Origin of the sequence: Paenibacillus odorifer (assembly GCF_000758725.1) — a bacterium.
GTDB lineage: Bacteria > Bacillota > Bacilli > Paenibacillales > Paenibacillaceae > Paenibacillus_AQ > Paenibacillus_AQ odorifer.
Window position 1 is genome coordinate 673196 of sequence record NZ_CP009428.1, and the last position, 17501, is coordinate 690696.

Annotated in this window: 13 protein-coding genes and 1 pseudogene; 10 read left to right on the forward strand and 4 right to left on the reverse strand. The window is 47.3% G+C overall.

Annotation, left to right across the window (positions count from 1 at the left end; translation table 11 throughout):
- The first annotated feature begins 110 nt into the window (after positions 1-110).
- Both acpS and mutY read left to right on the forward strand, forming a co-directional pair.
- Entirely contained in the window at positions 111-509 is a 399-nt protein-coding gene (gene acpS / locus PODO_RS02935) for a holo-ACP synthase (protein ID WP_036676819.1), read from the forward strand.
- Positions 510-546: 37 nt separating this feature from the next.
- Positions 547-1830 (forward strand): A/G-specific adenine glycosylase, encoded by a 1284-nt coding sequence (gene mutY, locus PODO_RS02940; protein ID WP_052096750.1) that lies wholly within the window; start codon positions 547-549, stop codon positions 1828-1830.
- Positions 1831-2938: 1108 nt separating this feature from the next.
- On the opposite strand, the gene PODO_RS02945 is transcribed toward mutY, so the two are convergent.
- Entirely contained in the window at positions 2939-3547 is a 609-nt protein-coding gene (locus tag PODO_RS02945; RefSeq protein WP_036676820.1) for a superoxide dismutase, read from the reverse strand.
- Between the two features lie 484 nt (positions 3548-4031).
- Between PODO_RS02945 and PODO_RS02950 the strand changes: the two genes are divergently transcribed.
- The 5 genes and pseudogenes from PODO_RS02950 (at position 4032) to folE (ending at position 7503) form a co-directional block, all read left to right on the forward strand.
- Positions 4032-4451, forward strand: coding sequence for a GNAT family N-acetyltransferase (locus tag PODO_RS02950; protein WP_036676822.1), 420 nt, complete (start codon positions 4032-4034; stop codon positions 4449-4451).
- Between the two features lie 191 nt (positions 4452-4642).
- Complete coding sequence (gene lepB, locus PODO_RS02955; RefSeq protein ID WP_038568612.1) at positions 4643-5251, forward strand: signal peptidase I; 609 nt, start codon at positions 4643-4645, stop codon at positions 5249-5251.
- Between the two features lie 35 nt (positions 5252-5286).
- Positions 5287-6483: pseudogene (queG, locus tag PODO_RS02960) on the forward strand (tRNA epoxyqueuosine(34) reductase QueG); the annotation flags it as partial.
- A 129-nt stretch (positions 6484-6612) separates the two neighbouring features.
- Positions 6613-6864 carry a YneF family protein gene (locus tag PODO_RS02965; protein WP_036676828.1) on the forward strand — a complete coding sequence of 84 codons (252 nt, stop codon included), beginning with the start codon at positions 6613-6615 and terminating at the stop codon, positions 6862-6864.
- A 45-nt stretch (positions 6865-6909) separates the two neighbouring features.
- Positions 6910-7503: a GTP cyclohydrolase I FolE gene (folE, locus tag PODO_RS02970; RefSeq protein ID WP_036676830.1), complete on the forward strand. Its 594-nt coding sequence runs from the start codon at positions 6910-6912 to the stop codon at positions 7501-7503.
- 118 nt (positions 7504-7621) lie between these two features.
- Here folE and PODO_RS02975 read toward each other — a convergent pair whose 3' ends face one another.
- Entirely contained in the window at positions 7622-8800 is a 1179-nt protein-coding gene (locus PODO_RS02975; protein ID WP_036676833.1) for a Fe-Mn family superoxide dismutase, read from the reverse strand.
- 255 nt (positions 8801-9055) lie between these two features.
- Between PODO_RS02975 and PODO_RS02980 the strand changes: the two genes are divergently transcribed.
- Positions 9056-10432, forward strand: coding sequence for an MATE family efflux transporter (locus PODO_RS02980; RefSeq protein ID WP_038568615.1), 1377 nt, complete (start codon positions 9056-9058; stop codon positions 10430-10432).
- Here the strand turns inward: PODO_RS02980 and PODO_RS02985 are convergent, their stop codons facing one another.
- On the reverse strand, positions 10433-11473 hold the full coding sequence (locus tag PODO_RS02985; RefSeq protein WP_139329954.1) for an alpha/beta hydrolase: 1041 nt from the start codon (positions 11471-11473) through the stop codon (positions 10433-10435).
- Between the two features lie 296 nt (positions 11474-11769).
- On the opposite strand from PODO_RS02985, the gene PODO_RS02990 reads away from it, so the two are divergent.
- The gene (locus PODO_RS02990; protein WP_036676839.1) at positions 11770-12513 is read left to right on the forward strand and encodes an IclR family transcriptional regulator; all 744 of its coding nucleotides are present in this window, start codon (positions 11770-11772) and stop codon (positions 12511-12513) included.
- Between the two features lie 1932 nt (positions 12514-14445).
- Here PODO_RS02990 and acnA read toward each other — a convergent pair.
- A complete protein-coding gene (gene acnA, locus PODO_RS02995; protein ID WP_038568617.1) occupies positions 14446-17187 on the reverse strand; it encodes an aconitate hydratase AcnA in 2742 nt (913 codons plus the stop codon).
- A 115-nt stretch (positions 17188-17302) separates the two neighbouring features.
- On the opposite strand from acnA, the gene PODO_RS31655 reads away from it, so the two are divergent.
- Entirely contained in the window at positions 17303-17479 is a 177-nt protein-coding gene (locus PODO_RS31655) for a hypothetical protein (RefSeq protein ID WP_218918667.1), read from the forward strand.
- Positions 17480-17501 lie beyond the last annotated feature (22 nt).

Consider the following 17501-nt stretch of genomic DNA (forward strand, 5'->3'; position numbering starts at 1 on the left):
AGATAGCAGAAAGAATCTTGCAGGACTATTACTTTTAATAATACTTCATATGATTGATCATACCATTATTGAAGCAAAATGGGATACACGTCCATAAGGAGCGTGAAGTGTTGATTTACGGAATTGGACATGATGTGTTAGAAATTGAACGAATCTCAGAGGTAATAAATAGAGGACTGGGCAAGAAATTTAACCAGCGCGTCTTAACAGAGCAGGAATATCAACTTGCTGAAGAGCGAAGCGGGAGGTTGGCTGAGTTCGTAGCCGGGCGTTTTGCTGCCAAGGAAGCAGTTGTGAAGGCTTTAGGCTGTGGCATCGGCAATGTAGTTGGTTTTCAGGATATTGAGATATTGCCTGATGCTAAAGGAAAGCCAGAGGTGACTTTATCGTGCGAAGCCTGGAGCAGACTAAATCTTCCAGATGGACAGAAGTACAACATTCATCTTACGATAACACATGGTCGTGATTTGGCTTCGGCTTTTGCCGTCGTGGAAGGGCTAGGTTCATAAATTGAACCCTGATTATAGAAGGGCAAGGAGCGTTATAATGACACAACAAGATATACAAGTTCAAGAGGAACAGGAGCTGCAGGAGGCTAAGCAATATTTCAGCTATCATTTGCTGGAGTGGTATCAAGGGCAGAAACGGGATTTGCCTTGGCGTCGGCACCGCAATCCTTATTATATTTGGATTTCCGAAATAATGCTGCAGCAGACAAGGGTGGATACGGTAATCCCGTATTTCAATCGGTTTATCGAAAGGTTTCCTACCGTGGAGTCGCTCGCCGATGCACCAGAAGAGGACGTGCTTAAGTGCTGGGAAGGCTTAGGTTATTATTCTCGTGCTCGCAATATACAGCATGCGGCCAAGCAAGTCAAAGAGCTGTATGGCGGGCAGGTGCCGAATGATCGCGAGGCTGTGTTCAGTTTAAAGGGAGTGGGACCTTATACGGCAGGAGCTATCCTTAGCATTGCGTTCAATCGGCCGGAGCCAGCGGTCGACGGCAATGTGATGCGGGTGTTGTCCCGATACTTCCTGATAGAGGATGATATCGCCAAGGGACCCACCCGCGTAAAAATGGAGCACCTGGCAGCTGAACTGATCCCGGAGGGAGAAGCGGCATCCTTTAATCAGGCCCTGATGGAGCTCGGGGCGCTCGTATGCACTCCTAAGTCACCGCGCTGTTTAACCTGCCCGGTGATGGAGCATTGCGCCGCGCGCCTGGCGGGCTGCGAGACCTCGCTGCCCGTCAAGACCAAGGCCAAGCCGCCGCGCCCTGAGGAGCGGCTGGCGGCCTTAATTGAGGGCCGCGGTGCCCACGCGGGCCAAGTGCTCATCCGGCAGCGGCCACAAAGCGGGCTGTTAGCCCGCATGTGGGAGCTGCCGCACTGGCCAGCGCCGCCTGTGGAAGGCGGCGCCAAAGGCGCGCGGCTGCCGGAAGCAGCGGCGCTGGACCGGCTGCGCCGGTCACTGCGGGAGGCCGGGATCTCTGCCCGGCCTGAAAAGCACTGGATGGCTGCTGAGCATATCTTCAGCCATATCGTGTGGACGCTGCAGGTGTACCGCTGCAGCGTAGAGGACGCCCTTCCGCTGCCGATAGCGGCAGAAGGACGGGGGGTGTACAACGCGGAAGCGGACTTGTTCTCAGGGATCGACAGCAGCATGCCTATCGAGAGATTTGAGGACGGGAACGCTAGTCCAGAGGACGGCGGAGCAGTGCGCTGGATCAGCCGCGAAGACATGGCTAACTATGCGTTCCCTAACGTTTTTCTGAAGCTACTGAACCTTTATTTTGATGAGCAGGAAGAGCGGGCGAAGCTAGAGAAGTAGGGGATTCGCCATGTTCTGTTGCTAAACTACTAAATGTACAAAACCTGAGTTTGATGTATGCACCTAAGCATGGTCGTATGCACCTAAGTAGGGTCGTATGCACCTAAGTAGGGTCTTATGCACCTAAGCATGGTCGTATGCACCTAAGTATGGTTGTATGCACCTAAGTATGGTTGTATGCTCTTAAGTATGGTTGTATGCACCTAAGTATGGTCGTATGCACCTAAGTAGGGTCGTATGCACCTAAGTAGGGTCTTATGCACCTAAGCATGGTCGTATGCACCTAAGTATGGTTGTATGCACCTAAGTATGGTTGTATGCTCTTAAGTATGGTTGTATGCACCTAAGCATGGTCGTATGCACCTAAGTATGGTTGTATGCACCTAAGTATGGTTGTATGCTCTTAAGTATGGTTGTATGCACCTAAGCATGGTCGTATGCACCTAAGCATGGTCGTATGCACCTAAGTACGGTCGTATGCTTCAGTCTCTTCGTAGCAAATCTTTGTTTATTTGGCTCAGACTAGTTCAGTCTTGTTCCAACTAAATTCTTCTGGTGTTCCTATGGCTACGAGAGTGAGTGAAATTTAATTAGGGAATTCTTCCCTAAAAAAAGGTCGATTTGGCTTGTAATTGATCACTTTAGGGAAAACCTCCCTAATAATTTGGCGAATATCGGTTTTATGCCCATAACGGATGATTTTTAGGGAGTATTTCCCTAATTACATGTGTTTATGGAGCCTATCGCAGATTTTCAGGGAGTTATTCCCTAATCTATTGCTCAGCGACTCCAAAAGCAGATTTTCGTAAGCCGAGTATAGATTTATTGCGATTTATTCCGATCCAGTGTATCCATTTAAGCGACGCAAGCGGCGTGAAATGCGGTGTCTGGGAGGATATCAAACAATCAATCAATCAATCAATCTCTGTCTCTGTCTCAATCTCTATCTCTATCTCTATCTCTATCTCTATCTCTATCTGTATCTCTATCTGTATCTCTATCTGTATCTCTCTATATCTCCAACCTAAACAAAAAAGGTATCCCATAGCCAATTCGGCTCTGAGATACCTTCTTTTTTAGTTCAATGGCTTAAGCCAAATGTAATTTCTTATTTTGCGCTTTCGTAACGTTTGCCAACTTCTTCCCAGTTTACTACGTTCCAGAACGCTTTGATGTAATCAGGGCGTTTGTTTTGGTAGTTCAGGTAGTAAGCGTGCTCCCATACATCAAGTCCGAGGATTGGAGTAGCGCCTTCGCTGATTGGGTTGTCTTGGTTAGGTGTGCTTGTTACTGCCAGTTTGCCATCTTTAACAACTAGCCAAGCCCAGCCGCTGCCGAAACGAGTAGTTGCTGCTGCTGCGAAATCTTCTTTGAATTTTTCGAATCCGCCCAGTTCTTTATCGATAGCTTCAGCCAATGCACCAGTTGGTGCGCCGCCGCCGTTTGGTCCGATAACTTCCCAGAACAGGGTGTGGTTAGCGTGTCCGCCACCATTGTTGCGAACAGCAGTACGGATAGCTTCAGGTACAGCGTTCAGATCTGTAAGAAGCTCTTCAATGCTTTTGCTTTGCAATTCAGGTGCTTTTTCCAAAGCTGCATTCAGATTAGTTACATATGTGTTATGGTGTCTGTCATGGTGAATTTCCATCGTCAATGCGTCGATGTGTGGTTCGAGTGCGTTGTTCGGATAAGGAAGTGCCGGTAATTGAAATGCCATGGAAAAATCCCTCCTGAGTTATATTAGAATTTTGTTATAGATAAAGAATTCTGGCGAACTAACGTCAAAATCCTTTATTGTAAATATGTACTATAGGGTATTCGCCCGATAGGATATCTTAATTAAACCGTATCTAGACCAATAATGCAACACTAAACAAACATAAATGTTTATAAAGTATAATTGGAGAGGGAAAGGGTTTTACAATTGTATTTGGAATGTTAAAATAAATAGTCCCCAATCCTATAGACATATATCCTTATAAATACCCTTTTAATGAAGAAATGAACCCAATCTAAAATGTAAACGCTTGATATTAAGCGCTTTCAAAAGAAAAATGATGATATCACGAGAAAAGTGTGCTTTAATAGATTTAAAAGCAGGTATTCCTCGGTATTTGATGCTTTTTTTTATTTTCTCTATGTTAAGGGAACCCCTTCTTTTTGTTAAATTCATAAGCCATAGACAAGGGAGATTTTAAAGAATGCACGTTCGTTCCTTTCAATTAAGCGACGTTAGCCCTGTGACTGATTTGCTGCAAACCGCATTATCGGAAGAGTGTTTCGAGAACACTATCGAGCCTTTCTCCAGGCAGCTTTCATGGGATTCAGATCTCATTGTAGTTGCGGAAGATGAAGAAGAAATTGTTGGAGCACTGATTGGTACGATTGAGAAAAACCACGGTTGTTATTTCCGGATTGCTGTACATCCTGATTATCGCCGCAGAGGAGTCGGCAGAAGTCTGGTATCGGCTATGGAATCCAGGTTTCAAGCTCGTAAAGTCAGTGGTATCTATGTAGCCGTCGATGAGCATAATTCTTTTGCTTTGCCATTGTATGAAGCTATGGGATATAGCGAGAATCAAATCTTCAAATCTGTCCGGAAGCTGAGCATTGTTGGGTAATTTTGATCGCTCAGCTGCGAAAGCGGAAACATTTTCTAGAAAAAAGAACTATAGCTGACGATATAGTCTGTTTCATTCATACTCGAGCGTATTTCCCAGAAGTCCATTGCTAATGGCTGGGAGATATGCTTTTTTATTGTTATAATATCTGCAAGTATAATCTTCAATTATTGAGAACAAGAGGTGACATATTGAATCAGGAGCCCCAAGTAGATTACACGAGAAATAGGAAACAAAGACATAGATCCTCCAGATCCAAGACTTCCCTGGGCGGTCGTTTGGTCTCGGAAATGAAGGATTGGCTGCTTACAGCTGTGATTGTTTTTGCTGTGATGTCTGTTCTTAATGTTTTTGTGTTCAATATATCAACAGTTAAAGGTCAGTCTATGCAGCCAACACTCTGGGAAGGAGAAAGGCTCTTCATTAATAAAATTTCATTGCTGTTCGTAAATCCAAAACATGGTGATGTTGTCATTCTTCATGATCCAAGTACCGGACCTAGTCATAAGGAGTATTTAGTGAAGCGGGTGATTGGCATACCTGGAGATATCATAGAGGTACGGAATCATCAGTTATACGTAAATGGAAAAATAGTGAATGAGCCCTATATTGATACTGAGATTGAAGATCCGGATTTTGCAGCGTTAACCGTGGAAAGTGGCAATTATTTTGTAATGGGCGATAACCGTCATGCTTCAGCCAGCAAGGACAGCCGTTACTTCGGCTCTATTTCACAGGATATGATTGTCGGCAGGGCTGATTATATATGGTGGCCTCTGTCAAAACTGAATAGATTATAAGAAAGTCAGCGAAGATATGAAAGGAGAAGGCGGAAATGACCAATACATTTCAGTCATCGTATGCTCCCCCGCCTTCCAAGTGGGCACAGCTTAAAGCAGAGATTCAGGAGGCTGCGATATCACTCGGTATTGATGATATCGGGTTTACAACAGCAGAACCTTTTTTATATTTAAAAAATATACTGCAAGACCATCGGGACAAAGGATATGAATCTGGCTTCGAGGAACCCGATCTGGATAAAAGGACAGTTCCAGCATTGTCTTCTGGAGACAAGCCGTTATCTATTATTTCGATTGCAGTAGCTTATCCATCTAAAATGGAGAACCCTCCTAAATCTGAGCCGGGTGCACGTAGGGGCATCCTCGCCCGGGCATCTTGGGGCAGGGATTATCACCATGTGCTGAGGGAAGCCTTAAGTAAGCTAGAGGAATTTATTCACGAGCGTGTACCGGAGGCTGTGCTGGAAAGTATGGTGGACACCGGTGTTCTAGTAGATAGAGCGGTCGCGGAAAGAGCGGGAATAGGCTTTAGCGGCAAAAACTGTTCCATCATCTCACCCAAATGGGGATCATGGATTTATCTTGGGGAAATGGTTACGAACATTCCTTTTGCTCCGGATGAACCTGTTGAAGAAGGCTGCGGGGAGTGTACCAAGTGTATTGATGCTTGTCCGACCGGAGCGCTGGTGGGTCCGGGGCAGCTTAACGCACAGGCTTGTATTTCTTTTTTGACGCAGACTAAAGGGTTCCTCAGCGAGGAGTATATGACCAAGATCGGCAACCGTCTATACGGCTGTGATACTTGCCAGATTGTATGTCCCAAGAATAGAGGTAAGAACTGGAATCATCGCCCTCAGATGCAACCTGATCCTGAAATCGTGAAGCCGCTGCTGCTGCCGATTCTGGATCTTAGCAATCGTGAGTTCAAAGAGAGATTCGGCAATAGCTCAGCAGCCTGGAGAGGCAAAAAGCCGATGCAGCGAAATGCGATCATTGCCCTAGGCAATTTCAAGGAAGCCGGGGCTGTGCCAAAGCTATCAGAAATTGTTCTGAAAGAACCGCGGCCAGAGATGCGGGGCACTGCTGCTTGGGCGCTTGGACGTATTGGCGGTGATGAGGCTCTAGCGGCTGTAGAAGCGGGTTTAGAGCGCGAGGAGGATGGCACGGTGAGGGAAATGCTAAGCCGGGCGCAGGATGTGCTCCTTACTGGGAAGAAGGCACGGGAGGACAGCGATATTAATGGAGGAAAAAGTTCATAGACAGGTTGCATATTGCCAATTGCTGTCCAGTTCCTGAAATGCTATGATAGATTCGCGTGCCATATGGCGATGCAGACAATAGAGTGTAGAGGTGGGCTTTAGATGAGTATCGCATTACCTATTATTACATTGGTCGTAGGTCTCATCGGTGGTTTTTTCATCGGTGTATATTATCTGCGCAAACAAATGACAAACATGCAGAATGATCCTGAAATGCTGCAAAAGGTTGCAAAGCAAATGGGTTATAACCTGAACGGGAAGCAAATGCAGCGTGCCCAGCAAATGATGAAGACTCAGGGACAGCCAGGTGCGCGCCCTGGAGCAGCTAAAGGGAATAAACGTAGAAGTAAGTAACCGGGTCCGGATAACATGTATACGGGTGCGGAAGGGGGAGACATCATGGGGAACATCAAGGAATATGTGAACGGTAAAGTTGCAGAGAACCGTGAGCAAATCGAGTATCACGTTGAGAAAATATTAGAATTAATCGGTGAAGATACCGGCCGCGAGGGACTGCTGGAAACACCGGCACGTGTTACGCGGATGTACGAGGAGATATTCGGCGGTTATTCGATAGATCCCCGCGAGGCGCTCGGCGTTACTTTTGATGAGTCTCATGAAGAGCTAGTGATCGTTAAGGATATCGTCTATTACAGCCAATGTGAACACCACATGGCTCCTTTCTTTGGTAAAGTGCATATAGGATACATTCCGAGCGGACGTATTGCTGGGCTCAGCAAATTAGCTCGGCTTGTTGAAGCAGTAAGCCGGCGTCTACAGGTTCAAGAGCGCATTACGGCGCAAATTGCTGATATTATGACGGAGGTGTTAGGCCCCCACGGTGTTATGGTTGTTGTGGAGGGAGAGCATCTGTGTATGTGTGCACGCGGAGTGAAGAAGCCAGGCAGCAAAACGGTAACTATGGCTACTAGAGGGGTCTTCCGTGAGGATGCCGCCGCTCGTGCGGAGTTTCTAAGCTTGATTAAGGAATAAATATCGGGGTGCATACCTCGAAATTGGAAGGACCCATCGTTCACGTAATGTGAATGATGGGTCCTTTTTGGTCAGGCTGTGGGAATAAGAGTGATGTTCACTGTGAATTGAAATAATATCAAAAGGGCTTCCAGGCCAGTTTACTGGCAGCAGCATAACGTTCTGAGACGTAAGGCCAGTTAACGACCTTCCACCAATCCTCAATATAATCGGCCCGATTATTCTGATGTTTAAGGTAATAGGCATGCTCCCATACATCCAGAGCCAGTAACGGAACAACGTCCCATTGTGACAGGTTCTGATGTTTCTCCGCAGTCAAAATCTCCAGTCTATGACTGCGTGGACTCCAGACGAGAATAGCCCAGCCGCCACCTTCAACCTTATTCGCAGCTTCTGTGAACTGTTTCTTGAAGTTGTCATAGCTGCCGAAGCTTTGTTCAATGGCTTCCAGTAAGGCTCCAGTTGGACGCCCGCCACCTTGAGGTGACATTACGTTCCAGAAGATTGTATGGAGATAGTGGCCAGCCCCATTAAAGGCTAGCTCCCGTTCCCAATGCTTAACAAGATCGAAATCTCCTTTCTTGCGAGCCTCGGCTAGCTTGTTCTCCGCTTTGTTTAGTCCATCTACATAACTTTGATGGTGTTTATCATGATGAATCCGCATGGTTTTCTCATCGATGTATGGTTCCAGCGCATTATAAGCATAAGGCAATGGAGGCAGTGTATGCCCGCCAATTGGCACAGCACTCATTTCACGAATATCAAGGATAGTATCTGTAGAAGGAATAAGTCCCTCATTCCGCGTGCCATTGTCCTCTTCTGTTCTTACGACATTGTCGGCTGCTGTATAATCTCTCATAATTTGCGTGAGCTGTCCGGGCGAGCTCAGAGTGTGCAGTACGGCAAGGAAATACTCTGATTCGCGAATAATATGCAGGATCACAGTGGTTGCAAGGGGGACGGCTTTGACGGCTGCGCTGCTTTCCATGATGGCAAAAAGCTGCCGAACAAATTCTTGGGATTGGGTACAGGAGATGTGCAGCAGCTTTTCTGTTTCCGCAGTGAGTTCAGCCTGACTTGGTGGAGAAGCAGAGAGGGCAGAATTCAATAACTGTTGAGCGGCCATCTCTGTGGCACCGAAGACCACCGCCCATTCATCCAGCAGTTTAACATAGGGTTCCTCCAGGTTAGGTACGATTGCTTTGATAACCTCGGTATGCTCTTTCTCTTGTGTTTTCCAGAATACGATTTCTTCTAAAATACGTACTGGCAGCATCGGCCCGTATACATATAACATTCCAAGAAAACCTCCCGTGATATGTCTTCATCAGTCCATTATATGTGTGCTCATGATAGCTTATGAAGAGCATAAGAACGCGATAATAATATCGTTGACAACCGTTTGATATGGTGAAATTATACAGGAAAATAAAGGCAATGATACCGAAAGGTACAACCTCGCGAAAAGGAGGGTGTACCTTTTTTTGTCGTGTGGACCGATTAATGAAATCCTTTGGGGTAGTAGAAAAACTTTGAGAAATGAGATGAGGGTATGAACAAGCTTGAGAAGAAACAATTTTATAATCAGCTGTTAAAATTAGCGGTACCGATATCCCTCCAAAGTCTAGTCATGGCGGTGCTGTATTTAGTAGATCAATTGATGGTAGGGCAGCTTGGGGGTGTAGCGATCGCATCGGTTGGTATGGCTAGTAAAATCTATAGCGTGATTTCGGTGGTGCTGGCGGGTCTTGCTACGGGTCTTGCCATATACGCGGCTCAATATTGGGGGAGTAAAGATCGAAAGAGCATCACACCACTACTGGGATTAAGTCTTGGAATTGGCCTGATATTGTCGGGTTCATTTACGATAGTTGTTTTTTTCAACCCTCGGCTATGCCTGTCTATTTTTACAACGGATAAAGAAGTGTTGGAGAAGGGGTACATTTTTCTAAAAATCGTTACCCTCAGTTATATTCCAACGATGTTGACGATGCTCTATTCGGCGGTTCTACGAAGTTCAGGACATGTAAAGTATCCAATGGGTGTGAGCATAGCTGCTGTAGGACTGAATATTATTTTAAACTATGCGCTTATTTTTGGGCATTGGGGGTTTCCAGAGCTTGGACTTGCAGGTGCGGCATATGCAACGTTAATCTCACGTATAGTCGAAAGTACCTTGATCATCGGAGCTGTGTATCGCGGGAAACTGCCGGGTGCCGGAGGAATTAAGGAGCTGAGTTCGTTTTCGAAAGCGCTGTGTATACCTTTTTTAAGAACGATAGCGCCTATTGTTTTAACGGAATTGGTTTGGGTTTTAGGTGAAGCTTGTTATTCCGTAATATATAGCCGTATGGGCACAGCAGAGATGACCGCTATGACAGTGACCTTTCCGCTGCAGGGGTTGACGATTGGACTTCTGGCTGGGCTTTCTGGTGCAGCTGGGATTATGGTCGGACATAAGCTGGGAGAGAATAATAATGCAGGTGCTTTTCAGTATGCTCGTTTTTTTGTTCGAATAGGAGTAGGGATTTCATTGCTGCTTGGTGTTCTTATTGCTGTTCTAGCCCCGCTCTACGTCTCAGCCTTTAACTTAACAGTGGAAGAACGCCGAATGGCCACTTCTGTTATCTGCTTTTTTGCTCTTTTTTTATGGATAAAGGTGGGCAATATGATGATTGCGGGAGGGATTCTGCAGAGTGGTGGCGATAGTAAGTTCGTCTTTATTATGGAAGCCTCCACAACTTGGTTGCTTGGGGTGCCTCTAGGGCTACTGTTGTCATGGGGATGGAAACAGCCTCTTCCCTGGGTATACTTCTTTCTGTCCCTAGAAGAGGCTGTTCGATTGGTTATAGGTTACGTGCGTTTTCGCCGTGGTAAATGGTTGAAGCAACTGACCCATCAGGGGACAGAGGCGGATTGTAGTGCTTAACTAGTTACTTGCCATCGCCGGCTGGTTGCCATTGTAGGTTTTGGCTAGTTGAACATTTCCTAAGAAAGCAGAGACTCGCCGCAAATACTCACGCGGGTGCTCACGGAACAGCAACTCATGATGGCTGCCCTCTACGACCCAGGAATCTGAGAACGGATTGCTTTGGTTCGCGGCCAGCTTTTCTGCAATAGGATAAGGAGCTTTATCATCTTCGGTTCCATGCATGAGTAGAATAGGGAAAGGATAATCTTCGGATTTGACCTTCGCATAAGGAATTTGATTCAGCCCGGTACCGTTCAGAACTGGGAACAGCATTTCCATAATCGCCAGGGAAGGCTGGCGGGGCAGATCAATATTTTGCTTAATATTATGATACAGCGTATCTGGCTCTAACAAAAAGGTGCTGTCCAGAATCATCGCGTCAATGTCCTCTGATACTAATCCTGTTTGCAGTGCTGTGCCTGCTCCCATGGAGAAGCCCCATACAACTAACTCCTCAGCTCCACGTTCCTTAGCAAAATCAATAGCGCCTAGAAGCTGCTGGGATTCTTTTTTACCCCCGGTTGCAATATCCTTGTTGCCTTGGGCAGCAAAGCCGTAATCAAACATCACGACATTGAAATTCAGACTGTGTGCATAGTGAGCGAGATCGTACATAGGTACCCAAGATTCTTCACGGTTGGCGCCATAGCCATGGCTGAACACGATCGTTTTGGTAGCCCCTTCGGAGGGAATATACCAGCCGCTCATCATTCGACTGCCGTCTTTAGCTGGAAACGTCACATCCTCGTATGCGAGACCTTTGGCCTGCATGGGATTGGAATACAGAGGTGCGACCGTTGGATTAGATAATACCCAGGCGATATAGCCATGAAGTGAGACAAAGCAGAAGGCTAAAAAGAAAAAAATAGATAATAGCAGTGCAACGATAATATGCTTCACACGAATCATCCGCAGCGATAGCCGGGACGAACTGCCTTGTTTAGGTAGTTTAGGTCGACGGGAGACGGTTGTGCCGGTTTGGCGAGTTGCCAGATCCATATGGTCCCCTCCTAAGAATGAAGTGAGTACTAGTGCCTAGAAGAATTTGTAAAAATGATTCTAAAGCATCAGTAGATAATTTAATATGTTAATCGTATGAAAAAGCCCTTACAAAGTCAATGAATTAGACGCTTTTGTAATGTAACTGTAAAGTGCAGCCCAACCTTTTCCGGCACATTTTTGGCACAACTCCGGAGGAGTGAATATACTGGACTTTCCATAGAGTTTTGCACTAAGATAGAGTTAGTTATAATGTAACCGAGTTTCATTTGATGAAACACGAGGGGGAGATTGTCATGGAGGACCGAAAGCTTACAGTGCGTGCGGTAGAACGTGCGCTTGATATATTGCTTTGTTTTACGCAGGACAGAGATTTAGGGTTGACGGAGATCGCTTCAAAGATTGATTTACATAAAAGTACCGTCCATCGGCTGCTGGCAACCTTGGAGGAAAAGGGCTTCCTCATTCGTAATCCGGCCACTGAGAAATACAGCCTGGGTATACGAATTTGGGAATTGTCTACGCATTTGCCTGCTTTTGATGAGTCGGCTGCGGTATTGTTGCCGTCAATGGAACGGCTGCGGGATCGGCTAGGGGAGACCGTTAGTTTATACTTACGCGACGGCATAGAACGTGTGCGGATTCAGGCGGTTCAGAGTCAGCAGGCCATACGGCGAGTGGCGCAGATCGGTGCGAGATTGCCTTTATCTGTGGGCGCATCAAGTAAAGTGCTGGCAGCCTATGCTCCTCCAGAGGTGCTGAAAGAATTGCTGGAGAGTTCGGGATGGCCGGACTACGTTGAGAAGGATGTCTATCAAGAGCAGCTTAATGACATTATCCGGCTCGGATATGCCACCAGTTTCGAGGAACGCGAGCCCGGCGCGGCCGCGGTGGCGGTGCCTGTTACGGGGCGCAGTGGAAATGTGATCGCGGCGTTATCACTGTCAGGTCCAGTAAGTCGCCTATCAAGGGATACGTTAGTGGAATATGCCGCGGTACTGAAGGAAGCGGCTAGTGAAATGGGCATGATGATTCCTTAATTCGCTGGCTGACACATATAAGAAACTAAGCAGCGATCTCTCCGTTACTGGAGGATCGCTGTTTTGATGTTTTGGGGAGGGATGCTTAGTCGATTGTGGGTAAAGTGGCAGGAAACGATGGCTTGATGGCTAACTGACGGGTAATTGATGGGATGATAGATGCGTAACTGACGGCTAATCAACAGCTAACTGATGACTAACTAACGGCTAACGGCTCCCCCACCTTGCGTTTGTATGGTGAGCTTCAGTGAATATACGTACCTTTGGGAGCCTCAGTAACTCGTAATGCTGAGGCACGAGCGTTTGAACCCAGGGCCTAGATAGGCAGAGGGACGGAGGGGAGGGAGGGTAGAGAAACCACCACGAACCCACGAGCCAACGAACCCACGAGCCAACGAACCCACGAGCCAATGAACCTACGAGCCAACGAGCCAACGAACTCACGAGCCAACGAACCCACGAACCCACGAACCCACGAACCCACGAACTCACGAACCCACGAGCCAATGAACCCACGAACTCACGAACCCACGAACCCACGAACCCAAGAGCCTATGAACTCACGAACCCACGAACCCACGAGCCCACGAGCCTATGAACTCACGAACCCACGAGTCAATGAACCCACGAACCAATGAACTCATGAACTCATGAACTCACGAACCCACGAACTCACGAACTCACGAACCCACGAACCCACGAACCCACGAGCCAACGAACTCACGAACCCACGAGCCAATGAACTCACGAACCCACGAGCCAATGAACTCACGAACCCACGAGTCAATGAACCCACGAACCAATGAACTCATGAACTCATGAACTCACGAACTCACGAACCCACGAGTCAACGAACCCACGAGCCAATGAACCAACGAACCCACGAACCCACGAACCCACGAACCCACGAACCCACGAACCCACGTATCTCATAACTCGTACACAAGTAATCTCGGGTTGTTATTTAGATCTTCCCTGAGGCTTCCGGACTCAGAAGACGCTATTTGCCCATTTAAAGCCTTTTGTGCATAGTTTCGGACCCCAGTGCAGCTATTCGACCCAAACGGGAACCTTTAGTGTGTTTTTCATGCCAATAGCGACTATGGAGTCCGATCGCACGCCAAAAGTCGGATAATCGAGCGTATAGGGTCATCTGGGTCCGATAGCGCGGAATCCTAGGCGTCTCCTGAGGCGTGCGGACTCAGGGGACGCTATTTGCGAATTTACAGCCAGTTTGGCAGAGTTTCGGACCCCAGTGCAGCTATTCGACCAAAACGGGAACCTTTAATGTGTTTTTCATGCCAATAGCGACTATGGAGTCCGATCACACGCCAAAAGTCGGATAATCGAGCGTATAGAGTCATCTGGGTCCGATAGCGCGGAATTCTAAGCGTCCCCTGAGACGTGCGGACTCAGGGGACGCTATTTGCGAATTTACAGCCAGTTTGGCATAGTTTCGGACCCCAGTGCAGCTATTCGACCAAAACGGAAACCTTTAGTATGTTTTTCATGCCAATAGCGACTATGGAGTCCGATCACACGCCAAAAGTCGGATAATCGAGCGTATAGAGTCATCTAAGTCCGACAGCACGCCAAATATCGGATAATCCAGCGTATAAGGTCAGCTAGGTCCGATAGCGCCGAATCCTACTGATGCCCGAGGCTTACAGGTCCCGAAGTCGGATATAGCTACGTTAAAGCCGGCTGATTCCGTAAGTTGTCCGTGAATTGCTTCGAGCTGCTCCTATGCGCGAATATCATCGAATCAAACGACGCTTGGAGTTTGGAACCAGCAACGCAGCAATGGTGAAGATCCAAAAGACAAGGGCACCCCACCCGCCACAAATTGGCTGCTGGAACCACCCCATAAAAAAGGGACTGCTCACAGCCACTCATGGCCGTGAAACAGTCCCTTTTTAAGTTACTTTAAATCTATTCTACTGACACCGCGGAAGAGTCTGTAGCATCTGCCAGCATCTGGCGAAGAACAGTCTGCAGGATACCACCGTTGCGATAGTAATCAATATCGACTGTGCTGTCGAGTCTTGCAATGACAGGGAAATCAAATTGTGTGCCGTCTTCACGGGTAGCCGTGACAGTTAGCTCTTGACTTGGTGCCACGTTGTTATCGAGACCAGTAATGTTGAAGGTCTCGCGTCCGGTCAGTCCCAAGCTGCTCCAGCCGTGGCCTTCTTGGAATTGAAGTGGGAGTACACCCATACCGACCAGATTGCTGCGGTGAATCCGCTCAAAGCTTTCAGCGATAACTGCTTTAACGCCAAGCAGAAGCGTACCCTTAGCTGCCCAGTCACGTGAGCTTCCTGTACCGTACTCCTTACCAGCGATGACGATCAGATTTTGTCCAGCATCCTGATAGAGCATGGAAGCATCATAGATGGACATAACCTCGTCGCTTGGCAAGAAGGTAGTAACGCCGCCTTCCGTACCAGGAGCTACTGCGTTACGAATCCGAATGTTAGCGAACGTACCGCGCATCATGACTTCGTGGTTTCCGCGGCGGGAGCCGTAGGAGTTGAAGTCTGCACGTTCTACACCATGATCGCGCAAATATTCGCCAGCAGGACCAGAGGTAGAGATATTACCCGCTGGTGAGATATGGTCGGTTGTCACGGAATCAGCAAGCAGCGCTAGAACGCGTGCATCTTTGATATCCTTGATGTCTCCCAGACCGTCTGCCAGATGTTCGAAGAATGGCGGATTCTGGATGTACGTGGAATTATCATCCCACTCATACAGCTCGCCTTGCGGAACAGGAATCGAATTCCAACGTTCGTTAGCGGTGAATACATTTTCGTATTTGCTACGGAACATCTCCGGACTAAGGGAGAGACCAATGGCTTCACGAATTTCAGCAGTGGTTGGCCAGATATCTTTCAGGAATACTGGCTCACCTTGTGGATCAAATCCAAGTGGCTCAGTCTGCAAATCGATATTTACTGTACCAGCCAGTGCGTAAGCAACTACGAGCGGCGGTGAAGCCAAGTAGTTTGCTTTTACCTGAGCATGTACGCGGCCTTCAAAGTTCCGGTTACCGGAGATGACTGCGGCTACGGTCATGTCATTGTCAGTAATGGCTTGACTAACTTCTTCAGGCAATGGACCGGAGTTACCGATACAAGTGGCACAGCCATAACCAGCCAAGTAGAATCCTAATGCTTCGAGTGGCTTCAGCAAGTCTGCTTTTTGCAGGTATTCAGTAACCACCAAGGATCCTGGAGTCAAGCTGCTCTTAACGTAAGCTGGTTTTGTCAGACCACGTTCCACAGCTTTTTTCGCCAAAAGACCTGCTCCAAGCATAACGCTAGGGTTAGAAGTATTCGTACAGCTAGTAATAGCTGCGATTACGACTGCACCTGTGCTGAGCTTGCTAGTGGTATCGTTTTTGTGCTGTACTTCTACGACTTGAGCGATTTTCTCATCGCTGAGACCATAACCGCCTTTGTCTACAGGTGTACGGATAATGCCTTCGAAATTTTCCTTCATATGCGTAAGTTCGATCCGGTCTTGCGGACGTTTTGGTCCAGCCAAGCTAGGAACGACAGAAGCTAAGTCAAGCTCAATCACATCGCTGAACTCAGGGTCTGGCGTATCCGAGGTACGGAACATCCCTTGTGCTTTGTAATAAGATTCAACCAACGCCACCAGATCATCCGGACGTCCAGTGCTGCGAAGATAAGCGAGTGTCTCGTCATCTACAGGGAAGAAACCGATAGTTGCTCCGTATTCTGGCGCCATGTTGGCAACAGTTGCCCGGTCAGCCAGACTGATGTTAGCAAGGCCGGGTCCGTAGAATTCGACGAATTTGCCGACTACGCCTTTTTTACGCAACATTTCAGTTACTGTCAGTGCCAAATCCGTTGCTGTAGCCCCTTCGATAAGGCTGCCTGTAAGCTTGAAGCCCACTACATCAGGTGTAACAAAATAGAGCGGTTGTCCAAGCATTCCTGCTTCAGCCTCAATACCGCCTACACCCCAGCCCACAACACCAAGACCATTGATCATCGTGGTATGGGAGTCCGTTCCTACAAGGGAATCTGGATAAACGACAGTTTCACCATCGATAGTTTTGGTAGTGGCAACGGAAGCTAAATACTCTAGATTTACTTGGTGCACGATACCTGTTGCTGGTGGAACTGCACGGAAGTTGTTAAAAGCTGTCTGTGCCCAACGAAGGAAACGGTAACGCTCCTCGTTGCGTTCGAACTCAACGTTCATATTGTATTCCAAGGCGTCTGCTGTACCGAAAGCATCAACCATGACAGAGTGGTCAATTACAAGGTCAACCGGGACAAGCGGATTGATCTGTTTAGGATCTCCTCCGGCTTTTTTTACAGTATCACGCATAGCTGCGAGATCCACGACTACCGGAACTCCGGTGAAATCCTGAAGCACGATACGAGCAGGGATAAATGGAATTTCTTTATTACGGTCAATGTCACCTGACCAATCGGCCAGTTGTTTCACATGTTCTTCAGTAATTGCCCGTCCGTCAAACTGACGAACAGCAGCCTCTAGTAGGACTTTGATCGAAAAAGGCAGGGAAGAAATAGAGCCCAATCCTTGTTCCTCAAGGGACTTCAGATCATAATAGCGATAAGATTTGCCGCCTGATTCCAGGGTCCGAGCCAATGAAAAATGATCCTTGCTTGGCATATATGCGCCTCCTTGTTTCGTCTAATGAAACCCAATTTCAAATTGCTTCTAGCTTAATTATAACGGTTACAAAGTGGGGAGTAAAGTTTTTTTTCCTACATCTAAAGCCCGAATTATGCCTGAGAAAATGCCAAGCTACCCTTCCATTGTTATATTGTATCGTTTCGGGATATTCTTTTTACCTCAAAAAGAGCCATTAAAAGGAGATAATACGAAGGAATTCACCGGAATCCTTGGTTTTACTTATTTATTAGGGGAAATGCAGGCAGAATTTCTCTTCCTCAGTTATTAGGTGATATGTTCCTCGTTGTCGA

Coding starts and splice junctions, on each gene's coding strand:
- mutY (WP_052096750.1), top strand. CDS start 547: ATGACACAACAAGATATACAAGTTCAAGAGGAACAGGAGCTGCAGGAG.
- PODO_RS02945 (WP_036676820.1), bottom strand. CDS start 3,547: ATGGCATTTCAATTACCGGCACTTCCTTATCCGAACAACGCACTCGAA.
- PODO_RS02950 (WP_036676822.1), top strand. CDS start 4,032: ATGCACGTTCGTTCCTTTCAATTAAGCGACGTTAGCCCTGTGACTGAT.
- PODO_RS02965 (WP_036676828.1), top strand. CDS start 6,613: ATGAGTATCGCATTACCTATTATTACATTGGTCGTAGGTCTCATCGGT.
- folE (WP_036676830.1), top strand. CDS start 6,910: ATGGGGAACATCAAGGAATATGTGAACGGTAAAGTTGCAGAGAACCGT.
- PODO_RS02975 (WP_036676833.1), bottom strand. CDS start 8,800: ATGTTATATGTATACGGGCCGATGCTGCCAGTACGTATTTTAGAAGAA.
- PODO_RS02980 (WP_038568615.1), top strand. CDS start 9,056: ATGAACAAGCTTGAGAAGAAACAATTTTATAATCAGCTGTTAAAATTA.
- PODO_RS02985 (WP_139329954.1), bottom strand. CDS start 11,473: ATGGATCTGGCAACTCGCCAAACCGGCACAACCGTCTCCCGTCGACCT.
- PODO_RS02990 (WP_036676839.1), top strand. CDS start 11,770: ATGGAGGACCGAAAGCTTACAGTGCGTGCGGTAGAACGTGCGCTTGAT.
- acnA (WP_038568617.1), bottom strand. CDS start 17,187: ATGCCAAGCAAGGATCATTTTTCATTGGCTCGGACCCTGGAATCAGGC.
- PODO_RS31655 (WP_218918667.1), top strand. CDS start 17,303: ATGCCTGAGAAAATGCCAAGCTACCCTTCCATTGTTATATTGTATCGT.